This is a genomic window from Mesorhizobium sp. DxT (genome assembly GCF_058448885.1).
On sequence record NZ_JBZFLJ010000006.1, the window covers coordinates 120,658 to 139,268 of the forward strand.

Consider the following 18,611-nt stretch of genomic DNA (forward strand, 5'->3'; position numbering starts at 1 on the left):
ATCAAAAATACCCTTCCCGCTTCTTCTTCTCCATCGAACCCGCCTCGTCACGATCGATGAGACGCCCCTGGCGTTCGGAGGTGCGTGCCGTCAGCATTTCGGAGACAACCCCCTCGAGCGTATCGGCATCGGATTCGATCGCGCCGGTGAGCGGGTAGCAACCAAGCGTGCGGAAACGTACGAGACGCTCACTGACCACTTCGCCAGGCTGCAGCTTCAGCCTGTCATCATCGACCATGATCAACATGCCGTCGCGCTCGACCACCGGCCGTTTCGCGGCGAAATAGAGCGGCACGATCGGGATGTTCTCCTGCAGAATGTACTGCCAGATATCGAGCTCGGTCCAATTGGAGAGCGGAAAGACCCGGATCGATTCGCCCTGGTTGATCCGCGTGTTGTAGATCTTCCACATTTCCGGGCGCTGGTTCTTGGGGTCCCAGCCGTGCTTGTCGTCGCGGAAAGAGAAGATACGCTCCTTGGCGCGCGATTTTTCCTCATCACGCCGGGCACCGCCGAAAGCGGCGTCGAAACCGTATTTGTCGAGCGCCTGGCGCAGCCCCTGCGTTTTCATCACATGGGTGTGGACGTTGGAGCCGCTGTCGATCGGGTTGATGCCCCGCTCGACGCCCTCCTGATTGATATGAACCAGCAGGTCGAGGCCATGCGTCGCCGCCATCTCGTCACGGAAGGCGATCATCTCGCGGAACTTCCAGGTGGTGTCGACATGCAGGAACGGGAACGGAGGCTTCGCCGGATAGAATGCCTTCATAGCAAGGTGAAGCAGCACCGACGAATCTTTGCCAACCGAATAGAGCATCACCGGGCGGGCGAACGTGGCCGCCACCTCTCGGAAGATATGGATCGCCTCGGCCTCCAGTCGATCAAGATGGGTGAGTGTTGGAAGCTTTGCTGAGGAACTTTGTGTCATAACCGATCGGTAACCGCCTGATGGAGTGCCGCGAGCGTCGACGGCATCATGCCTTGCCTTCTGGCCCGGCGCGAAACTACCGCATAGTGCGCAAGGAAGACAAAATTAGGTTTTCAAATTTGCGCCGGACATCGAAAATACCCCTACCCTTCGGCACAGGTCCTTGCACGTTTTTTCCTGTCGCCGGCTTGCGGCATGTTCTCTGCTGTTCGCTTCAAGATGAGGCTTTACGGCGTCGGGCGCACGCGATATTGAACGGCCCGGCCGCGTTGGGGCGTAGCCAAGCGGTAAGGCAGCGGTTTTTGGTACCGCCATTCCCTGGTTCGAATCCAGGCGCCCCAGCCATCAACGCCCGGCGATCTCGCGACAAAAGACGCTTCACCGCCACGCTTTCGGTCTCCCCTCAACTCTGCTAACAGCGTCACCGCAAGGCAGGCGGGCCGCATCACAGTGAACGGGAAGACATGCAATTCATCGATCTGGGCGCTCAACGGGAGCGCATTCGCGACAAGCTTAAAGCGGCGATCGACAATGTCGTCGACGACGGCCGATACATACTCGGGCCGCAGGTAGCCGAATTCGAGAAGGCGCTGGCAAACTATGTCGGCGTCAAGCACGTGATTGCCTGTGCCAATGGTACCGACGCGCTGCTGCTGCCGCTCATGGCTTATGGGGTCGGCCCCGGCGACGCCGTTTTCTGCCCCTCCTTCACCTTTGCTGCAACGGCTGAAGTTGTCGCGCTCAGGCAGGCCGAGCCGGTCTTCGTCGAGATCGACCCTGACACCTATAACATCGACCCTGCGAGCCTCGAGGCGGCCATCGAGATGGTCAAGTCGGAAGGTCGGCTCACGCCGCGTGCGATTATCCCCGTCGATCTCTTCGGTCTTTCCGCCGACTATTCCGCGATCACGGCGATTGCCGAGCGCCACGGGCTGGCCGTCATCGAAGACGCGGCTCAGGCAATCGGCGGCAAGTTCGGCAACGGCATGTGCGGTGGCTTCGGCCAGGTCGGCTCGACCAGCTTCTACCCGGCCAAGCCGCTAGGTTGCTACGGCGACGGTGGTGCGATGTTCACAAACGACGACGAGATGGCTGATAAGCTGCGCTCGCTGGCCTTCCACGGCAAGGGCGAGACGCAGTACGACAACATCCATGTCGGCATCAATTCGCGTCTCGACACGCTGCAGGCCGCCATTCTCATCGAGAAACTCGCCATCCTCGAAGACGAGATGGAGAAGCGCCAGGCGGTCGCACGGCGCTACAATGAAGGCCTGCGCGGCGTGGTCAAGGTTCCGGAAATTCCAGCAGGCAGCCGTTCGGCCTGGGCGCAGTATGCCATAGAAACGCCGCGTCGGGACGAGTTGAAAGCTCATTTGCAGGCCCAGGGCATCCCGTCGGTAATCTACTACGTCAAGCCGCTGCACCAGCAGGTGGCCTATTTTCAATACCAGACCGCGCCGGGCGGGCTGGCGCTCTCGGAAGAACTGCCGTCGCGGATTCTTTGCCTGCCGATGCACCCCTACCTCTCGACGGAGGATCAGGATCGCATCATCGCGACCATCGTGGATTTCATCGGTCGCTAGGACCGAAGCAGCTAGACGAAAAAGGGCCGGTCGATCGACCGGCCCTTCTTTTTTCTTGAGATGTCTCAAGCGCCTTTAGCGGCGAGCAAATAGCGCCCACACGGCCGGCACGATTGCCGCGGCGAGCGCGACCTTGATAAGGTCCGGCAGGATGAACGGCGCAACGCCGAACTGCCAGGATGCCGAAGCGCCGATGATACCGGCGAGCCAGGCGAAGCCCATCGCCATCATGACGATCTCGGCAGCAAGCATGGCGCCGAAGAGCTTGAACGGGTTGCGATCCCAGCCGCGATCGGCGGCCCAGCCGACGATAGCCGCCATGACGACGAAGCCGGCGAGGAAGCCGCCGGTGGTGCCCATCATGTAGGCGATGCCGATTCCCTTCTCGGGAGTCGACTGGAAGACGGGGAAGCCCATGGCGCCCTCGGCCATGTAGAGCAGCAGCGTCGCGACGCCGAGCCGCAGCCCGAAAGTTGCCGCGATGCCGAGCACGGCAAGCGTCTGCAGCGACATGTCGACCGGGCCGAGCACCACCTTGGTCTTGGCCGAAATGGTGAGCAGCAGCGTGCCGGCGATTGCCAGGAAGGCGAGCGCGGCATAACGCGCAACGCCCTTTTCGGGCAATGCGAGCGAAACCAGCGGACGAGACAGGATTGCGGCGGACATGTCGTTCTCCATCAGAGTGTCGGCGGGCAAGGCTGCCCGGTGCGATGGTTCCCCTATATGGTCTTCCATGATATGCGGCAACTCGTTTCGCCTGCTCTTTCCACATCGCTACGGCACCTCTCCATGGCACTCGATTTCGATACAAAGTTCGAACCCGCCTATGGCGAGGCGGTCGAGGTCGCGCCCGGTGTGGCGCGAATCACGGTCAACAATCCGAGCGCCTTCACCTTTCACGGCACCAACAGCTATCTGGTAGGACGCGACACGCTGGCCGTCATCGATCCGGGTCCGGAAGACGACGCACATTTCGCTGCTCTCGTCAGGGCGATTGCGGGCAGGCCCGTGAGCCATATCTTCGTCAGCCACACCCACGTCGATCATTCGCCGCTGACCCGGAAGCTGGCGGAGCTGACCGGCGCGACCGTCCTGGCCGAAGGACCGCACCGCCCGGCAAGGCCGCTGCGCATCGGCGAGATCAATCCGCTGGACGCCAGTGGCGACACCGATTTCATGCCGGATGTCACACTGGCCGATGACGAACTGGTCGAGGGTGACGGCTGGGCGCTGCGCGCAATCCATACGCCTGGCCACACAGCCAACCACGTTTCCTTCGCATTGGAGGGAACGGGCATGTTGTTTTCGGCCGATCATGTGATGGCCTGGTCGACGTCCATCGTCGCGCCGCCCGATGGGGCGATGTCCGACTACATGGCGTCGCTCGACCGGCTTCTGGGGCGCGACGATCGACTTTTCCTGCCGGGCCATGGCGGGCCGGTGACCCAGCCTGCCGCCTTCATGCGGGGGCTGAAAGCACATCGCAAGATGCGTGAGCGGGCCATCATCGAGCGGCTTCGCGGCGGCGACCGCACCATCCCCGAGATGGTCGCAGCCATTTACCGCGACACCGATCCGCGTCTCTACGGTGCGGCTGGGCTGTCAGTGCTGGCACACCTGGAAGACATTGTCGGCCGAGGCATCGCGGCGGCCGAAGGCGAGCCGTCAATCGACGGGGTCTTCTTCCTGGTCTGAGGCCGGAATATCGATGATCTCCAGCGACTGGCGCGCGAACTCGGCGTCGAGGTCGGCCATGAAGGCGCGGATGCGCCGTGCATTATCGCCGAGGTCGTGCTTGGCGTAGCGCGTGTTCAGACGCATGTCGACGAAGGTCGACGCGCCCTCGTCCGTCAGCCGGAGCACCGCATCGGCCGGGAAGCGGACCAGCAGCGTCGGCGCTTCCAGTTCGATGGAAACTTCCCCGTGCTCGGCCTCCATGGGCAAGCGCGCATAGGGTTTCCAGCCTCGCGCGGCAATCACCGCTGCTGCGGCATTCATGATCCGGCTCATCGAGGCGTCGTAACGGCGCCCACTCACATCAGGATAATGTTCGGTCTGCAACGCGGCGGCCTCGCGCGTGAACGGCACGATGGCGTTCATGGCACCGCTGCGGCGCGCAGGAGCCAGAACGAATTGCGGTGGCTCGACGAGGTCGGTCGAGACGTCGTTCAGCACGGGATAGCGCAGTACGAAATAAGCGCCGGCCGCGTAGGGGGCGAGTACGATCGCCGCGAGAACGGTTGCGGCAAGCGACGCTTTGCCGGCCTTTTCGCCATACAGCCAAAGCCGCCAGAAACCGCCGGCGGCCAAGCCCAGCGCCAGCAGTGCAAGCCCGCCGGCGAGCGCCAGGACCCAGAAATAGGCGACCGTCTCCACCATGCCGTAGCGATGGCCGACACCGGCAACGATCAGAAGCACGAGCGAGAAGCCGGCCATGCTCTTCGCCCGCTGCGCCATTGGCGAAACCCGCCGTTCCGGTCCTGTCGCCATCCTAGCCTTGCCATGCCCGAGACTGATCGAGCCTCTTACCGGCTTGCCACCGGAGCGTCAAAGGGGCCTCCGGGAGTTGCTTGCCGCCCGATGACTAGGAACGTCACGGCAGCAGTCACGAGCGCGATAGCGGCGCTCGCCAGCGCGGCCATCTGGAATCCGGTCCCGAAAGCTGCCTGGGCTGCAGCAACCAGCGCAGAGCCCTGCTCTGCCGGCAAGGCTGCCGCCAGCGACGACACGCGGCCAAGCGGTTCGCTTGCCGCCGTGACCGCATCGCCGCCGACGATCCCGCGAACGCCGCTCTCCAGATCCAGTCGATAGAGTGCGGAAGCGAAGCTGCCCAAGAGTGCGATGCCCAACGCGCCGCCGAGCTCCGTGCTGGTTTCGGCGATGCCGGCGGCCGAGCCTGCCCGCTCGGGCGGAGCAGCCGAGACGATCAGGTCAGTCGTCAGCGTGAACACCGGCGCTAGACCGAACGAAAAGATGACATAGCCCGCAACGACCCGCGCGAGGTCCGGATCGTCGCCGATGCCGAGCATCAGGAAGCCCCCCGCAGCAACCGTCAAGGCTAGGGCAACCAGCCTCTGCGGGGCGACAAGGCGAGTCATCAGCGGCGTGAGCAGCGCACCGGCCACGAAGGCGATGCCGGACGGCGCCGACCACAGCCCCGCCTCCAAAGGCGACAGACCCAACGCGAGCTGGAGATATTGCGCGATCAGCAGGAAGGAGCCGAATGCGATGAAGAAGCCGAAAATGTTGACAGCCAGCGCCGTGCTGAACGCCGGTCTGCGGAAGAGCGCCAGATCGATGAGCGGATCGGTCAGACGGTTCTGCCGGCGCACGAAGATGGCCGCCATCAGCATGCCCGCAACCAACGCCGCACCGACGGCAAGGCTAAGGCCGGAATGCGCAAAGAGCTTGATTCCATAGACGAGAGACAGGACGGCGATCATAGACAAGGCGGCGCTCACGAAGTCAGGCCAGGGTGCATCAGCTTCACGTGCTTCGGGAAGCAGCCACGGCCCCACAGCCAGCAACAGCACCATGATCGGCACGTTAAGCAGGAAGACGGCGCCCCACCAATAGTATTCAAGCACCACGCCGCCCAGCACCGGCCCGATCGCGGCGCCCGACGAAAAGCTTGCGATCCAGACACCGATCGCAAAGGTGCGCTGCGCGGGATCGCGAAACATGTTGGTCACAAGCGACAGGGTCGAAGGCGCAAGCGTTGCCGCAGCCAGCCCTAAAAGCGCCCGGGCCGCGATCAGCATCCATACTGTGGTCGAGAACGCAGCGGCAATCGATGCAAGACCGAAAGCGGCAGCACCTATCATCAGCAGACGCCGGCGACCGACGCGGTCTCCGAGAACGCCCATGGGAAGCAGCGCGCCAGCCAGCACGAAACCGTAGATGTCGACGATCCAGAGAAGTTCGACCGCGCTCGGGCCGAGATCGGCTGTGAGTTTTGGAACCGCCAGGTTCAGCACCGTCAGGTCCATGGAATAGAGGATGCAGGGAAGCGCAAGCACCGCCAGCCCCGTCCATTCCTTGACGGTTGCGCGGGGTGTCGCGGTTGATTGCATTGGCGCGGTGGTGATCATGAATAGCTCCGGTTTTCCAACGCCGCGAGGCGGTTGAGGTTTTGCCTTTTCGTTTCTCGGCTTCATGTGGGCCGGATAACGTAGTATGCTATTATAATCTGATGATATCATTTTACTACTGACAAATACGAAAAAGAGACAAATGGCTGGAAAACGGAGTTACGACGATGGCTGCGCCGCGGCGTTTGCGCTGGATCTGATCGGCGAGCGCTGGGCTTTGCTGGTGGTTCGCGAGCTGATGTTCGGACCGAAGCGCTTCTCCGACCTGAAGGCCGACCTGCGCACGATCACGCCCAACGTCCTGACACAGCGGCTGGAAGACCTGGAGGTGGCGGGGATCATCACCCGGCGCCGTCTCCCGCCGCCGGCAGCATCATCCGTCTACGAACTTACCCCTTGGGGTCGCGCGCTGGAGCCGGTTCTGGTCGAGCTCGGACGGTGGGGCGCACAGTCGCCTGCCCTGCCACAGGGCAGGCCTATCAGCGCGGCGTCGGTGGTGCTGTCGCTCCGAACACTGTTCGACCCGACGATTGCGGGCGACGCCGCGTTACGGCTATCGCTTGTTCTCGACGGCGTGCCGTTCAGCGCTCGGGTAAGTAACGGAGAATTCGAAGTCGCAGCGCATCGGCACGACGGCAATGCCGACGCCGAGGTGGTAACCGAGGCCTCGATACTGGACTCGCTGCTTTTCAACAGTGCCGATCTGGATCGCGCCGTTGCCGGAAAAGATGTTCAGCTAACCGGCGACCGTGGGGCCTTCGAACAGTTCCTGTCATGGTTCCCGCTGCCGGTCGAAGATAACACGGCAGCGGGGTAAGGTTCGCGGGCGAAGGCCTCAGGCTGTCGGCAGCTCGTAGGTTTCGAACTGCTTGCGCAGCGTCGTCTTCTGGATCTTGCCGGTGGCGGTATGGGGAATCTCGTCGACGAAGACCACGTCGTCCGGCATCCACCATTTGGCGATCTTCCCTTCCATGAAGCCGAGGAGCTCGTCCTTGGAGGGTTCCTTGCCCGGCTTGCGCACGACGACCAACAAAGGCCGCTCGTCCCATTTCGGATGCGCAATGCCGATTACAGCGGCCTCGGCCACGTCGGGGTGCCCGACCGCAAGGTTTTCGAGATCGATGGTCGAGATCCACTCGCCGCCGGACTTGATGACGTCCTTGGCCCGGTCGGTAATCTGCATGTAGCCCTGCGGGTCGATGTGGGCGACATCGCCCGTGTCGAACCAGCCTTCATCATCGAACTGCTCGGTGCCGGCGCCGCCGTAATAGGCGCGGGCAACGGCCGGCCCGCGCACCTTCAGCCTGCCGAAGGTCTTTCCATCCCATGGCTGATCACGGTTTTCGTCGTCGGTGACCTTCATCTCGACGCCGAAGGGCGCGAAACCCTGCTTCTGCTGTATGTCGAGCTTGGCGTCGCCTTCCAGGTCCAGATATTCCGGCTTGATCGTGGCCAGCGTGCCGAGCGGAGACATTTCGGTCATGCCCCATGCGTGGATCACCTCGACGTCGTAGTTCTCCTGGAACTTCTTGGTCATGGCGCGCGGGCAGGCAGAGCCGCCGATCACCACCTTCTTGAGATAGGGCAGCTTCTTGCCGCTTTCTTCGAGATGCTGCAGCAGCATCAGCCACACGGTCGGCACCGCGGCGGTGAAGGTCACCTTCTCCGTGTCCAGCAATTCGTAGATCGCCTCGCCGTCCATGCGCCCGCCGGGCATGACGAGCTTTGCCCCGCACATCGGCGCGCTCTGCGCGAGCCCCCACGCGTTGGCGTGGAACATGGGCACCACCGGCAGCACCGTATCGCGCGAGGAGAGCCCCATCGCATCCGGCACCAGTGCGATCATGGCATGAAGAACGTTCGAACGATGCGAATAGACGACCCCCTTCGGGTCGCCCGTCGTCCCGGAGGTGTAGCACATTCCGCAGGCGGCCGTTTCCTCGAGCTGCTTCCAGCGGAAGTCGCCGTCGGCGCCGTTCAGCCATTCCTCATAGGCGATGGCGTTCGGCAAGGAGGTCTGCGGCATGTGCGCCTTGTCGGTGAAGACGATCACGCGCTTAACGGACGGCACCTGCGGGACGATCTTCTCGGCCAGCGGCACGAAGGTCAGGTCAACGAACAGCGCCTTGTCCTCGGCGTGGTTCATGATCCATGCGATCTGTTCGGGGAAAAGCCTCGGATTGAGCGTGTGATAAACACCGCCAACGCCCATGATACCGTACCAGGCCTCCAGGTGCCGCCCGGTATTCCAGGCCAGCGTGGCGATCCGGTCTCCGGCGACAAAGCCCTCGCGATCGAGAAGCTGGGCCGCCTTAAGCGCGCGCTGGCGTGTCTCGGCATAGGTCGTGCGCACGATCGGCCCCTCGACCGAGCGCGAAACGATCTCGCGCGCGCCGTGCTGCGTTGCCGCGTGGTCCAGTATCTTGTGGCAGAGCAGCGGCCAATCCTGCATCAATCCATGCATCGCGTTCCTCCTCCTTTTCTTGGTGTCGGCAGTCTTCGCCGGAACACGCGGCTTGTCCAGTCTCCCGCCTTCGAAATTCATCCTGGCATGTGGTTGGCGGCGGCAAATCCGGGAAACCGGAAGGGCGCTTCAACCCCTCGATTCCAAGGTCGTCCGAGCGTCCCTGGACCGCTCGCCACAAAGCCGCCATCTTTGCGACCGAACCGTTAATGCGGGGCGGTAAGAAATTCAGTGTCGTAAGAGGCGTCCCATGAATATGTCAGTTGCGGAAACCACCCCTCCGCCCCTTCAGCCCCCTGCCCCGCCCGCTGTCATAGCATCGCTCGAAGCCGTCGAGATCGAGCTGGAGCTCGGTCGCAAGGAGATCGGCGAGGAACAGTACGAGACGACGATCCGCGAAACGGTCGAGGCCGTCGGCGGCGTCCTCCTGTTCCAGATGAAGATCGAGAAGGAAGGTGTCGGCCACTGGGTGGCGGCGATCGCGCTCGAAAGTGCCGAAGGCCGCGAGATCGCGATCATCGACCTGCCATGCAGCGGGGAAAGCGCCAGCGTGATACCGGCATCCGAGAGCGATCTGCCGATTGCACGAATTGCGGCCGCCTATGCGAGCCTCGCAGACTGCTGGTCGACCGCCGCCTGAAACATCGCCGGGATGGTCCAGCATCCACGGCGATGTGAACCAGCCTTCACGCGACCTTACGCGACCATCCGTTAGCAGGTAGGTTTGGTCTCCACCAAGGAGGCCATGATGACCCAGCCGATCCCGCTCACCAATCTTCAGGCACGCGACATTGCGTCCGTGCTGCATCCATACACGCCGATCCACAAGCTCGGTGAGATGGGGCCATTGGTGATCGAGCGCGGCGAAGGTGTCTACGTCTACGACACGCAGGGCAAACCTTACATCGAAGGCATGTCCGGTCTTTGGTGCGCCGGCCTCGGCTTCGGCGACGAGGAAATGGTGGAGGCAGCCACCGCGCAGCTCCGCTCGCTTCCCTACTACCACCTGTTTGGCGCCAAGGGCACGGAATCGGCGATCGAGCTCGCAGAGAAGCTGAAGGAGATCGCGCCGATGCCGATCTCCAAGGTGTTCTTCACCTCCTCAGGATCGGAGGCCAACGACACCCAGGTGAAGCTTGCCTGGTACATGAACAACGCGCTCGGCAGGCCCGAGAAGAAGAAGATTATATCGCGCATGAAGGCCTATCACGGCGTGACCGTGATGTCGGCGTCGCTGACCGGCCTGCCCTATAACCATATGGGCTGGGACCTTCCGGTTGACCGGGTGCTGCATACCGACTGCCCGCACTACTATCGCTTCGGTGCGGAGGGCGAGAGCGAGGCCGAGTTCGTGGCGCGAATCGTAGGCTCGCTGCGCGATCTCATCGAGCGCGAGGGACCGGACACCATCGCGGCGATGATCGCCGAACCCGTCATGGGCGCGGGCGGCGTGATCGTGCCGCCGGTCGGCTACTATCCGGCCATTCAGGAAGTGCTCGACGAGCACGACATCATCCTGATCGACGACGAGGTCATCAACGGTTTCGGACGTACCGGCAACTGGTGGGGTTGCCAGACGCTGGGCATGAAGCCGACGACCATCTCGGCCGCCAAGCAACTTACGGCCGCCTATGCGCCGCTGGGCGCCGTTATGGTGCCGGAGGATATCTATCAGGCCTATGTGGACCATTCGGCCAAGATCGGCACCTTCGGCCACGGCTTCACCTATGGCGGCCACCCCCTTGGCTGCGCGCTGGGGGTCAAGGCTATCGAGATTTACCAGCGGCGCGACATACTCGGCCACGTCCGCAAGCTTGCTCCGGTTTTCGAGAAGCGCATGCGCAAGCTGGCGGACCATCCGCTGGTCGGCGAAGCACGCCATTGCGGGCTGGTCGGCGGTGTCGAGTTGGTGGCGGACAAGGCGTCCAGGCGCAGCTTCAACGCCAAGTCGGGCGTCGGCGCGCAATGCGCGCGGTTCTGCGAGGCGCATGGTGCGATCCTGCGCGCGATCGGCGACACCATCGCGCTGTGCCCGCCGATGATCATCACGGAGAGCGAGCTGGAAGAGTTGTTCGACCGGCTGGAAAAGGCCCTCGACGATTGCGAGGCATGGGTTTCCACGCAAGGCCTGCGCGCCGGCTAGCCCTTCACATCGCGGTTGGCGTTCCTACCTTCAGCTTTGAGAAGCGACGAAGGAGCAAGTCATGCCCAACCCCGCACCCGGCTTCCAGCGCCGACCGGACCATAGGATCGTTGTCGAGCCCTACACGGGCACGGTAACGGTTCGCTTCGGCGACGCGGTGATCGCATCGTCCGAACGGGCGCTCGAGCTGCGCGAAGGCAGTTATCCGCCCGTCCTCTATCTTCCCCTGGAAGACATTTATCTCGAGCATTTTGAGAAAAGCGCTACGACCACGCATTGTCCGTTCAAGGGCGATGCGACCTACTGGAGCGTAAGCGCTCAGGGCGAAGCTGCCGACGACGTCTTGTGGGTGTATGAAGAGCCCTATGACGAGATGACCGCCATAGCCAGCCACGGCGCCTTCTACCCTGACAAGGTCAGGATCGACGCCGCGAAGCCGTAGCGGTCAGAGCTGCTCCAGGATCACTGCGGCGCCCGACGTGACGGCGCTGCCGGGAGAATCCTCGATGTTCAGCGCGGTGACCGTGCCATCTTCGACGATCATCGAGAAACGCGCCGAACGCAGGCCGAGGCCGCGTGCGGACATGTCGAGATCGAGCCCGGTCGCCTTGGCGAAGTCACCGCTGCCGTCTGCCAGATAGAGCAGCTTGCCCTCGCCGCCGGTGAAGCGGGCCCAGGCCGACATCACGAAGGCGTCGTTGACGGCGACGACGGCGATGGTGTCGACGCCGCGCGCCAGGATCGCATCGTAATTCTCGAGATAGCCGGGCAGATGGTTGTTGGAGCAGGTCGGCGTGAATGCGCCTGGAACGCCGAACAGGACGACCTTCTTGCCGGCGAAGATATCCGCCGTATTCAGGTCTTTCATCCCGTCTTCGGTCATCGTCTTCAAGCTGACATCGGGCAGTTTCTGTCCAACGGCGATCGTCATCGTGTTTACCTCAGGCAGAGCGGGAGATTGGTTATTGGTGGGACGAAACGGTTAGCCTTTGCCCAGCGCGAACGCAACAGGTCACGGCAGATCGAGGGTTCCGCTGACCGCGCCCGCGCTGGTGATCAGCGTGTAGGCAAGCTGTTTGTCGCCGCCAGCCTCGTCGCGATCGTGGACGGCTATGCTGAAAGTGCGTGATGCAACATCTAGCTCGGCCGTGCCCAGCACCAGCGTTTCGGTTCCGGCCACGAAAAGTTCCAGCGGCTTCACATTCTCTGGCAACTTTGCCTCGACCTGCATCCGATCACCCGACATATCGACCGCTCTGGCCTCAAATCCCGCTCGTGCCGGCCCCGGCATCGCGGCAAATGCCGCAGCGACGGCGGTCATGTCATCTCCGGCATGAGCGTTGGCATTCGGGTCAAGGGTCAGCCGCGCCTGCACCGGCACGCAGATGCTTTCGCAGACGCCGAGAAAGACATCCGCCTCTACCTGTTCGTGTTCCGTATCGTCGGGCAGCGTGAATGTGAGCCCGAGCGAAACCGATTTGTCGTAGCCGGCCCAGATGGAATAACCGTCATCGAACCGCTTGGGCGCCGGGTAGTCGATCTGGACCGGCGTCTCCTTCCCGTCAGCCAGGATCGCGACCGTCGGAGGCACACCCGACTCGCCAGGGTCGCGCCAGTAGGTTTTCCATCCACGATCGAGCCTGATTTCCAGAGCGCCGCGCACCTGCCCGCTGGCATCGGGCGCGCCGCTGGTCACGATGCGTATCGCGCCTCCCTCGACGTCATGCCATTCGCTGGAAGCAGCCTGAGCGTGACCTGCGCCGGCCACGGCAAGGACAAGCAGCGATGCGGAAATGCGGGTGATTTTCATGGGCTGGAACTTGGTACGGTTCCGTCTGTTTCGCAATCGGCGGCGATATGCTCATCATCATAATTGTGTGAGCGAAAAGCCGCAGCCCGATTGCGGGCTCGCGACGTCTTTCAAGCGGCAAGGAAACAGGCTAGCCTTCCATCATGGATATTCCGGGTTCAAAGACGTCGGCGCGGGCCGGCTTCCTAGACGACCAGTTCCTCATCGCCATGCCGGGCATGAAGGACGAGCGCTTCGCGCGCTCGGTTATCTATATCTGCGCGCACAGCGAGGAAGGCGCGATGGGCCTGATCATCAATCAGGTTCAGGAAATGCTGTTCCCGGACCTGCTGGTACAGCTTGGCGTGCTCGACGAGAAGCAGGCGATCCGCCTGCCGCCGCAGGCGCGTGATCTCGTCATCCGTCATGGTGGGCCCGTCGACCGAAGCCGCGGCTTCGTTCTTCACAGCGACGACTACATGGTCGAATCCTCGATGCCGGTGTCGGATGAGATCTGCCTGACGGCAACCGTCGATATCCTGCGCGCAATCTCGGCGGGCAGCGGGCCCCGCCACGCGCTGATGGCGCTGGGTTATTCGGGATGGGGTGCCGGACAGCTGGAGCACGAGATCGCCGAGAATGGCTGGCTCACCTGCCCTGCCAGCATGGACCTGCTGTTCGATCCCGATCTCGACCGCAAATACGATCGGATTCTCGCCTCGCTCGGCATCAACCCCGCGCATCTGAGCATCGACGCCGGCCACGCCTGATCGAAACGCAGGCATATCGGCAGTATTCTTCGTGCGGGTGCTGGCGTATCAGGCCTGCACCAGCGGAAACTGCTCCTTCAGCAGCTTGACCGCCGCATCGGCCTGCATGGGCGGGCCGAACATATAGCTCTGCACGTATTCGCAACCCATCTGGCGAAGCTCCAGCGCATCGTTCTCGTCGGCAACGCCTTCTGCAACGACCGACAGGCCGAGTTCATGCGCCATGTTGACCATCGACCGCAGCAGCACTGCTCGCTTCGGGCTGGCATCGTCGACGAAGCTCTTGTCGATCTTGATCGTATCGAACGGGAAGCGGGTGAGATAGGCAAGCGACGAATAGCCGGTGCCGAAATCGTCGAGCGACAGGCCGATGCCCAACTGCTTGAGCTTGCCGAGAATGTGGGCCGACTGCTCGGGATTGTCCATCACAAGCGACTCGGTCAATTCCAGCCGGAAACAGCGCGGCTTAAGATTGGCTCGCGCCACGATGGACCGCACGTCGCTGACGAGATCCCGGCGGATGAGTTGGCGGCTCGACAGATTCACCGAGACTGAAAGCGGCACGTCGCCGACCTGTTTCTGCCACGAAGCAAGATCGTCCGCTGCCTGTTGCATCGCAAACAGGCCAAGTTGCACGATCAGCCCGCAGCTTTCGGCCACTGGAATGAAATCGGACGGTGGAATCGATCCGCGCCGTGGATGCTCCCAGCGCAGCAATGCCTCGAAGCCGGCGATCGAACGATCTTCGAGGCGCACGATCGGCTGGTAGGCAAGTCGCAGCTCCGAGCGTTCGACCGCGCGGCGAAGGTCCGATTCAAGCTGCAGCCTGTCCGTACCCACGGAGCGGAATGCAGGCCGGAAAGGCTCGATACGGTCACCCCCGAAGCGCTTGGCCTGATGCATGGCCAGTTCCGCGTCCTTCACCATGTCCTCGGCCCCGGCCTGCGAGGAGTTCCACGAAACGAGGCCGATGGACGCGGCCAGCACGATCTCGCGCTTGGCAAAAGTGATCGGCGCGTTGATCGCCTGCTTGACCGCGTCCGCGACGCCCGCGATGCGTGCGGGATCCTGTTCGGAAAGCAGCATCAGCGCGAACTGATCGCCACCGAAGCGGGAAAGCGAATCGCGTGGCTTGAGAAGCCTGTGCAGACGCCTCGCAATCGTCAGCAGGATCGTGTCGCCGGCGGAGATGCCGAGCCCGTCATTGACCTGCTTGAAGCGGTCGATGTCGATGACCATTACCGTCGGGCGAACACTCTCCTCGGTTCGCGCGATGGAGATCACCGCTTCCAGCCGGTTGAGAAACAGTTCGCGGCTCGGCAGTCCGGTCAGGTTGTCGTGAACTGCATCGTGCAGCAGACGCTCTTCCGCCTTCTTCTGCTCGGTCACGTCGACCAGCGTCCCGACGCAACGGATGACCTCGCCGTCGGAGCCGATGACCGGGCGGGCGCGCAGCGTGAACCAGTGATAATGGCCGTCGGCGCCGCGCAGCCGGAAGGATTGCGAGACGCGGCCGCGGCGATGTTCGAGTATCACATCGAGCGTCGTACGGAACGTATCGCGATCATCGACATGCAGCGCCGGCAGCCAGTTGCGAGCGGCTCCATGGAGGGTTCCAGGCGCAAGACCGAGCTGTTTGGAGACGTCGGGTTTCGTCACCACGCGGTCGCGCAGCACATCCCAGTCCCAGACGATGTCGCCGGCCCCGGTCACGGCCAGCGCCTGCCGCTCCATGTCGCTGAAAAGCCCCTGATGCAGGGCACCGCCCGCAAAGGCGTGCTGCATGACCGTGAAGCCGATCAGCAGAATGATCAGGATGAGACCGCCACCCAGCGCGGGTTGGACTATGTCGTTGTCCAGCACGCCCGTCACGGCCATCCACGAGCCGACAAGCCATGCAAGGATCATCAGCCAGCTCGGCACCAGCATGATCGCGCGATCATAGCCCTGGAACGACAGATAGGCGATGAGGCCGATGCCGGCGACCGCCGTCAGCGCGAAGGAGAAACGCGCCACCCCGGCAGCAATCGACGCGTCGAAGAGCGCCACGCCGGCTAGCGCCAGAAGGGCGAGTATCCACGCAACCGCGCCGTAGCTGAAATGAAGGTGCCAGCGGTTCAGGTTCAGATAGGTGAACAGGAAGACCACGAAGGTGGCCGCCAACGCTACCTCTGTGCCTGCGCGCCAAAGCTGCTCATTGCCGGCTGTAATGTCCAACACCTGATTGAGGAAGCCGAAGTCGATGCAGATATATGCCAGCACCGCCCACGAAAGCGCCGCCGTGGCCGGGAACATCGACGTGCCCTTGACCACGAAAAGGATGGTGAGAAACAAGGCCAGCAGACCGGCAATGCCGATCACGATGCCACGGAACAGCGTGTAGGAATTGGTCGTGTCCTTATAAGCCTCCGGCTCCCAGAGATAGACCTGCGGCAGCCGTGGGGACGAAAGTTCGGCGATGAAGGTGACTACAGATCCCGGATTGAGGGTGACAAGGAAAACGTCCGCGTCGCGGCTAGCCTGGCGGTCGAGCGCGAAGCCCTCGCTCGGCGTGATCGCGGCGATGCGGTTCGAGCCGAGATCGGGCCAGACCAGACCCGATCCAACCAGCCTGAAATGTGGCGCGACAATCAGGCGGTCGAGCTGCTCGTCGGTCGTGTTGGCGAGGGCGAAGACCGCCCAGTCGCCGCTTGAGCGCTCGTCCAGCGCTTCGACCTCGATGCGCCGCACGATTCCATCGACGCCGGGAGCCGTCGACACCTGAAAATTCTCGCCCTGATCGCGGTAGATTTCGACGGCGCGCGACAGGTCGAGCGCGACATCCTCACGCGAAATCTTGATCGGCTCGATCGCGGAAGCGGGAAATGCCAGCATCGCAAAGATCAGCGCCAGAAAGGCGCATGCGAGCCGTTGCCCCGTTCGCACTGTCGGTCTCAAACGTTCAGCCTTTTGTTTCAGCGTCCCGACGCTCGTCCGCGATCAGGGCGTATATGTAGTGATCCTGCCAGACCCCGTTGATGCGCAGGTATGAACGCAACAGTCCTTCACGCGTGAATCCGGCTTTTTCAAGCACGCGGATTGAACGTGCGTTTTCTGGAATACAGGCGGCCTCGATACGGTGCAACCTCATCGCGCCGAACGCATGGGAAATCAGAGCGCGGATCGCATCCTGCATGTACCCCTTGCCGGCGTAACGCTCGCCCATCCAGTACCCGATCTGTGCCGATTGCGAGACGCCGTAGCGGATATTGCCGATGGTGACGCCGCCGATGAGCCGACCAGTCTCGTTCTCGAAAATCAGAAATGCGATGGCAGTGCCGGCCGCAAATTCCTCTCGGTAGCGGCGGATGCGGTGGCGCCAGCCTGCGCGCTCCAGTTCGTCACGCGCCCAGCGCGGCTCCCACGGTTCCAGGAAGGCGCGGCTCTCGTGCCTCAACGCCGCCCATTCGTGGTAGTCGGATGGTGCGGGCAAGCGCAGCGTAACACGCGTGCCCTTGAGCGTCAGCTTCGGACGGCTGAAGAACGGCAGCGCCGGCATTGAAGCTGGAAATCAGACGGCGAGCTTGCGCGCGGCCGGCGCAATGCCCATCAGGCTGTCGTTGACGGTCTCGAAAGTGGGCAACATGCCGACCGGACCGACCGCGGCAATCGTCGGTCTGGTGGAGAACAGCCGCGATGACAAGTCGGTCAGGCGTTCGATCGTCAGCTTCGACAGGCGGTCGACCAGTTCGTCGGTATCGATCGGACGCCCAAACAGCAGAAGCTGGCGCGCGATCTGCCCTGCGCGGCTCGCAGCACTCTCGCGCGACATCATGAGCCCCGCACGATATTGGGCCCGCGCACGGTTAAGCTCCTCCTGACTGATGTCCTTGCCGGCGCGCTGGAGTTCCTCGATCAGCACAGGGACGAGTTCGGCGATGTCGCTGCGCCCGGTGGCGGCGTGGACGCCGAAAACACCGGTGTCCGAAAAACCCCAATGAAACGCGTAGACGGAATAGCAGAGCCCGCGCTTCTCTCGCACCTCCTGGAAAAGCCGGGACGACATGCCCCCGCCGAGGATCATGGAAAGCACCTGAGAGGCGTAAAAGTCGCGCACATGATAGGCACGACCCTCGAAACCAAGCACGATCTGGGCATCCATCAGATCACGGCTTTCGCGATAGTCGCCGCCTGTATAGATCGCCTGGCGAGGCTCTTCTATCTTGGCGTGGGCACGGAACCCGCCGAGACGCTTCTCCACCTCACGGACGAACTCGTCATGGGTCACGCCGCCGGCGGCGACCACCACCATGCGGTCTGCCCCATACTGCCGCTCGATGAATTTATGCAGTTGTTCCGAGGTGAAGGATTTCACCGTTTCCGGCGTTCCGAGAATGGAGCGTCCGAGCGTCTGATCGCGAAAGGCCGTTTCGGTGAAGCGGTCGAACACGATGTCGTCGGGCGTGTCGTGAGCGGCACCGATCTCCTGAAGGATCACGTGCTGTTCGCGTTCGAGTTCCTGCGGGTCGAACTTTGAGTCGGTCAGGATGTCAGCGAGGATGTCCACTGCGAGCGGAACGTCGTCCTTGAGCACCCGCGCAAAGAAGGAGGTGGTCTCGACGCTTGTCGCCGCGTTGATCTCCCCGCCCACATCCTCGATCTCGGAGGCGATCCTCCATGCGCTTCTGCCACTGGTGCCCTTGAAGGCCATATGTTCCAGCAGATGCGCCAGGCCGTGCTCGTCGTCGCGTTCGTTGCGGGCGCCGGATTTGACCCAGACGCCAAGGGCAACGGACTCGATGTGGGGAAGGGTTTCGGTGGCGACCGTCAGGCCGTTCGACAGACGGCTTACCTCAACACCCAT

The 18,611-nt window shown here is 62.7% G+C and carries 17 protein-coding genes and 1 tRNA gene; 8 read left to right on the forward strand and 10 right to left on the reverse strand.

What is annotated here, in order from left to right; genetic code table 11:
- Position 1: 1 nt before the first annotated feature.
- A complete protein-coding gene (cysD, locus tag ACVJNE_RS13065) occupies positions 2-928 on the reverse strand; it encodes a sulfate adenylyltransferase subunit CysD (RefSeq protein WP_499566157.1) in 927 nt (308 codons plus the stop codon).
- Positions 929-1,198: 270 nt separating this feature from the next.
- Between cysD and ACVJNE_RS13070 the strand changes: the two genes are divergently transcribed.
- Both ACVJNE_RS13070 and ACVJNE_RS13075 read left to right on the forward strand, forming a co-directional pair.
- Positions 1,199-1,273, forward strand: a tRNA-Gln gene (locus ACVJNE_RS13070).
- 119 nt (positions 1,274-1,392) lie between these two features.
- On the forward strand, positions 1,393-2,511 hold the full coding sequence (locus ACVJNE_RS13075; RefSeq protein ID WP_499566159.1) for a DegT/DnrJ/EryC1/StrS family aminotransferase: 1,119 nt from the start codon (positions 1,393-1,395) through the stop codon (positions 2,509-2,511).
- Between the two features lie 75 nt (positions 2,512-2,586).
- On the opposite strand, the gene ACVJNE_RS13080 is transcribed toward ACVJNE_RS13075, so the two are convergent.
- Entirely contained in the window at positions 2,587-3,177 is a 591-nt protein-coding gene (locus ACVJNE_RS13080) for a biotin transporter BioY (protein ID WP_499566161.1), read from the reverse strand.
- Positions 3,178-3,300: 123 nt separating this feature from the next.
- Here ACVJNE_RS13080 and ACVJNE_RS13085 point away from each other — a divergent pair, with 123 nt between their 5' ends.
- Positions 3,301-4,206 carry an MBL fold metallo-hydrolase gene (locus ACVJNE_RS13085; protein WP_499566162.1) on the forward strand — a complete coding sequence of 302 codons (906 nt, stop codon included), beginning with the start codon at positions 3,301-3,303 and terminating at the stop codon, positions 4,204-4,206.
- Here the strand turns inward: ACVJNE_RS13085 and ACVJNE_RS13090 are convergent.
- Both ACVJNE_RS13090 and ACVJNE_RS13095 read right to left on the reverse strand, forming a co-directional pair.
- Positions 4,177-5,001 carry a DUF1499 domain-containing protein gene (locus ACVJNE_RS13090; RefSeq protein WP_499566164.1) on the reverse strand — a complete coding sequence of 275 codons (825 nt, stop codon included), beginning with the start codon at positions 4,999-5,001 and terminating at the stop codon, positions 4,177-4,179. The two genes, ACVJNE_RS13085 and ACVJNE_RS13090, sit on opposite strands and share 30 nt — an antisense overlap.
- Before the next feature lie 35 nt (positions 5,002-5,036).
- Positions 5,037-6,602, reverse strand: a complete 1,566-nt coding sequence (locus tag ACVJNE_RS13095) for an MFS transporter (protein WP_499566166.1) — start codon at positions 6,600-6,602, stop codon at positions 5,037-5,039.
- A 142-nt stretch (positions 6,603-6,744) separates the two neighbouring features.
- On the opposite strand from ACVJNE_RS13095, the gene ACVJNE_RS13100 reads away from it, so the two are divergent.
- Positions 6,745-7,419 carry a winged helix-turn-helix transcriptional regulator gene (locus ACVJNE_RS13100; RefSeq protein ID WP_499566168.1) on the forward strand — a complete coding sequence of 225 codons (675 nt, stop codon included), beginning with the start codon at positions 6,745-6,747 and terminating at the stop codon, positions 7,417-7,419.
- Between the two features lie 18 nt (positions 7,420-7,437).
- Here ACVJNE_RS13100 and ACVJNE_RS13105 read toward each other — a convergent pair whose 3' ends face one another.
- Positions 7,438-9,066, reverse strand: a complete 1,629-nt coding sequence (locus ACVJNE_RS13105; RefSeq protein WP_499566170.1) for a fatty-acid--CoA ligase — start codon at positions 9,064-9,066, stop codon at positions 7,438-7,440.
- 250 nt (positions 9,067-9,316) lie between these two features.
- Here ACVJNE_RS13105 and ACVJNE_RS13110 point away from each other — a divergent pair, with 250 nt between their 5' ends.
- From ACVJNE_RS13110 to ACVJNE_RS13120, 3 genes are all read left to right on the forward strand, one after another.
- Positions 9,317-9,706, forward strand: coding sequence for a hypothetical protein (locus tag ACVJNE_RS13110; protein ID WP_499566172.1), 390 nt, complete (start codon positions 9,317-9,319; stop codon positions 9,704-9,706).
- A gap of 108 nt (positions 9,707-9,814) precedes the next feature.
- Complete coding sequence (locus ACVJNE_RS13115) at positions 9,815-11,209, forward strand: aminotransferase (RefSeq protein WP_499566174.1); 1,395 nt, start codon at positions 9,815-9,817, stop codon at positions 11,207-11,209.
- A gap of 61 nt (positions 11,210-11,270) precedes the next feature.
- Complete coding sequence (locus tag ACVJNE_RS13120) at positions 11,271-11,651, forward strand: DUF427 domain-containing protein (RefSeq protein WP_499566176.1); 381 nt, start codon at positions 11,271-11,273, stop codon at positions 11,649-11,651.
- Positions 11,652-11,654: 3 nt separating this feature from the next.
- On the opposite strand, the gene ACVJNE_RS13125 is transcribed toward ACVJNE_RS13120, so the two are convergent.
- Both ACVJNE_RS13125 and ACVJNE_RS13130 read right to left on the reverse strand, forming a co-directional pair.
- Complete coding sequence (locus ACVJNE_RS13125) at positions 11,655-12,140, reverse strand: peroxiredoxin (RefSeq protein WP_173190164.1); 486 nt, start codon at positions 12,138-12,140, stop codon at positions 11,655-11,657.
- Between the two features lie 81 nt (positions 12,141-12,221).
- Complete coding sequence (locus ACVJNE_RS13130) at positions 12,222-13,019, reverse strand: protein-disulfide reductase DsbD domain-containing protein (protein WP_499566178.1); 798 nt, start codon at positions 13,017-13,019, stop codon at positions 12,222-12,224.
- 143 nt (positions 13,020-13,162) lie between these two features.
- Here ACVJNE_RS13130 and ACVJNE_RS13135 point away from each other — a divergent pair, with 143 nt between their 5' ends.
- Positions 13,163-13,768 carry a YqgE/AlgH family protein gene (locus ACVJNE_RS13135; protein ID WP_368802554.1) on the forward strand — a complete coding sequence of 202 codons (606 nt, stop codon included), beginning with the start codon at positions 13,163-13,165 and terminating at the stop codon, positions 13,766-13,768.
- A gap of 48 nt (positions 13,769-13,816) precedes the next feature.
- On the opposite strand, the gene ACVJNE_RS13140 is transcribed toward ACVJNE_RS13135, so the two are convergent.
- The 3 genes from ACVJNE_RS13140 to ACVJNE_RS13150 form a co-directional block, all read right to left on the reverse strand.
- The gene (locus tag ACVJNE_RS13140; RefSeq protein WP_499566492.1) at positions 13,817-16,642 is read right to left on the reverse strand and encodes an EAL domain-containing protein; all 2,826 of its coding nucleotides are present in this window, start codon (positions 16,640-16,642) and stop codon (positions 13,817-13,819) included.
- 67 nt (positions 16,643-16,709) lie between these two features.
- On the reverse strand, positions 16,710-17,306 hold the full coding sequence (locus ACVJNE_RS13145; protein ID WP_499566180.1) for a GNAT family N-acetyltransferase: 597 nt from the start codon (positions 17,304-17,306) through the stop codon (positions 16,710-16,712).
- 12 nt (positions 17,307-17,318) lie between these two features.
- Positions 17,319-18,611: a M16 family metallopeptidase gene (locus ACVJNE_RS13150; RefSeq protein WP_499566182.1), complete on the reverse strand. Its 1,293-nt coding sequence runs from the start codon at positions 18,609-18,611 to the stop codon at positions 17,319-17,321.

Excerpts from the sequence above, each read along its gene's own strand:
- cysD (WP_499566157.1), bottom strand. The coding sequence starts at position 928 with ATGACACAAAGTTCCTCAGCAAAGCTTCCAACACTCACCCATCTTGAT.
- ACVJNE_RS13075 (WP_499566159.1), top strand. The coding sequence starts at position 1,393 with ATGCAATTCATCGATCTGGGCGCTCAACGGGAGCGCATTCGCGACAAG.
- ACVJNE_RS13080 (WP_499566161.1), bottom strand. The coding sequence starts at position 3,177 with ATGTCCGCCGCAATCCTGTCTCGTCCGCTGGTTTCGCTCGCATTGCCC.
- ACVJNE_RS13085 (WP_499566162.1), top strand. The coding sequence starts at position 3,301 with ATGGCACTCGATTTCGATACAAAGTTCGAACCCGCCTATGGCGAGGCG.
- ACVJNE_RS13090 (WP_499566164.1), bottom strand. The coding sequence starts at position 5,001 with ATGGCGACAGGACCGGAACGGCGGGTTTCGCCAATGGCGCAGCGGGCG.
- ACVJNE_RS13095 (WP_499566166.1), bottom strand. The coding sequence starts at position 6,602 with ATGATCACCACCGCGCCAATGCAATCAACCGCGACACCCCGCGCAACC.
- ACVJNE_RS13100 (WP_499566168.1), top strand. The coding sequence starts at position 6,745 with ATGGCTGGAAAACGGAGTTACGACGATGGCTGCGCCGCGGCGTTTGCG.
- ACVJNE_RS13105 (WP_499566170.1), bottom strand. The coding sequence starts at position 9,066 with ATGCATGGATTGATGCAGGATTGGCCGCTGCTCTGCCACAAGATACTG.
- ACVJNE_RS13110 (WP_499566172.1), top strand. The coding sequence starts at position 9,317 with ATGAATATGTCAGTTGCGGAAACCACCCCTCCGCCCCTTCAGCCCCCT.
- ACVJNE_RS13115 (WP_499566174.1), top strand. The coding sequence starts at position 9,815 with ATGACCCAGCCGATCCCGCTCACCAATCTTCAGGCACGCGACATTGCG.
- ACVJNE_RS13120 (WP_499566176.1), top strand. The coding sequence starts at position 11,271 with ATGCCCAACCCCGCACCCGGCTTCCAGCGCCGACCGGACCATAGGATC.
- ACVJNE_RS13125 (WP_173190164.1), bottom strand. The coding sequence starts at position 12,140 with ATGACGATCGCCGTTGGACAGAAACTGCCCGATGTCAGCTTGAAGACG.
- ACVJNE_RS13130 (WP_499566178.1), bottom strand. The coding sequence starts at position 13,019 with ATGAAAATCACCCGCATTTCCGCATCGCTGCTTGTCCTTGCCGTGGCC.
- ACVJNE_RS13135 (WP_368802554.1), top strand. The coding sequence starts at position 13,163 with ATGGATATTCCGGGTTCAAAGACGTCGGCGCGGGCCGGCTTCCTAGAC.
- ACVJNE_RS13140 (WP_499566492.1), bottom strand. The coding sequence starts at position 16,642 with ATGCTGGCATTTCCCGCTTCCGCGATCGAGCCGATCAAGATTTCGCGT.
- ACVJNE_RS13145 (WP_499566180.1), bottom strand. The coding sequence starts at position 17,306 with ATGCCGGCGCTGCCGTTCTTCAGCCGTCCGAAGCTGACGCTCAAGGGC.
- ACVJNE_RS13150 (WP_499566182.1), bottom strand. The coding sequence starts at position 18,611 with ATGGGTGTTGAGGTAAGCCGTCTGTCGAACGGCCTGACGGTCGCCACC.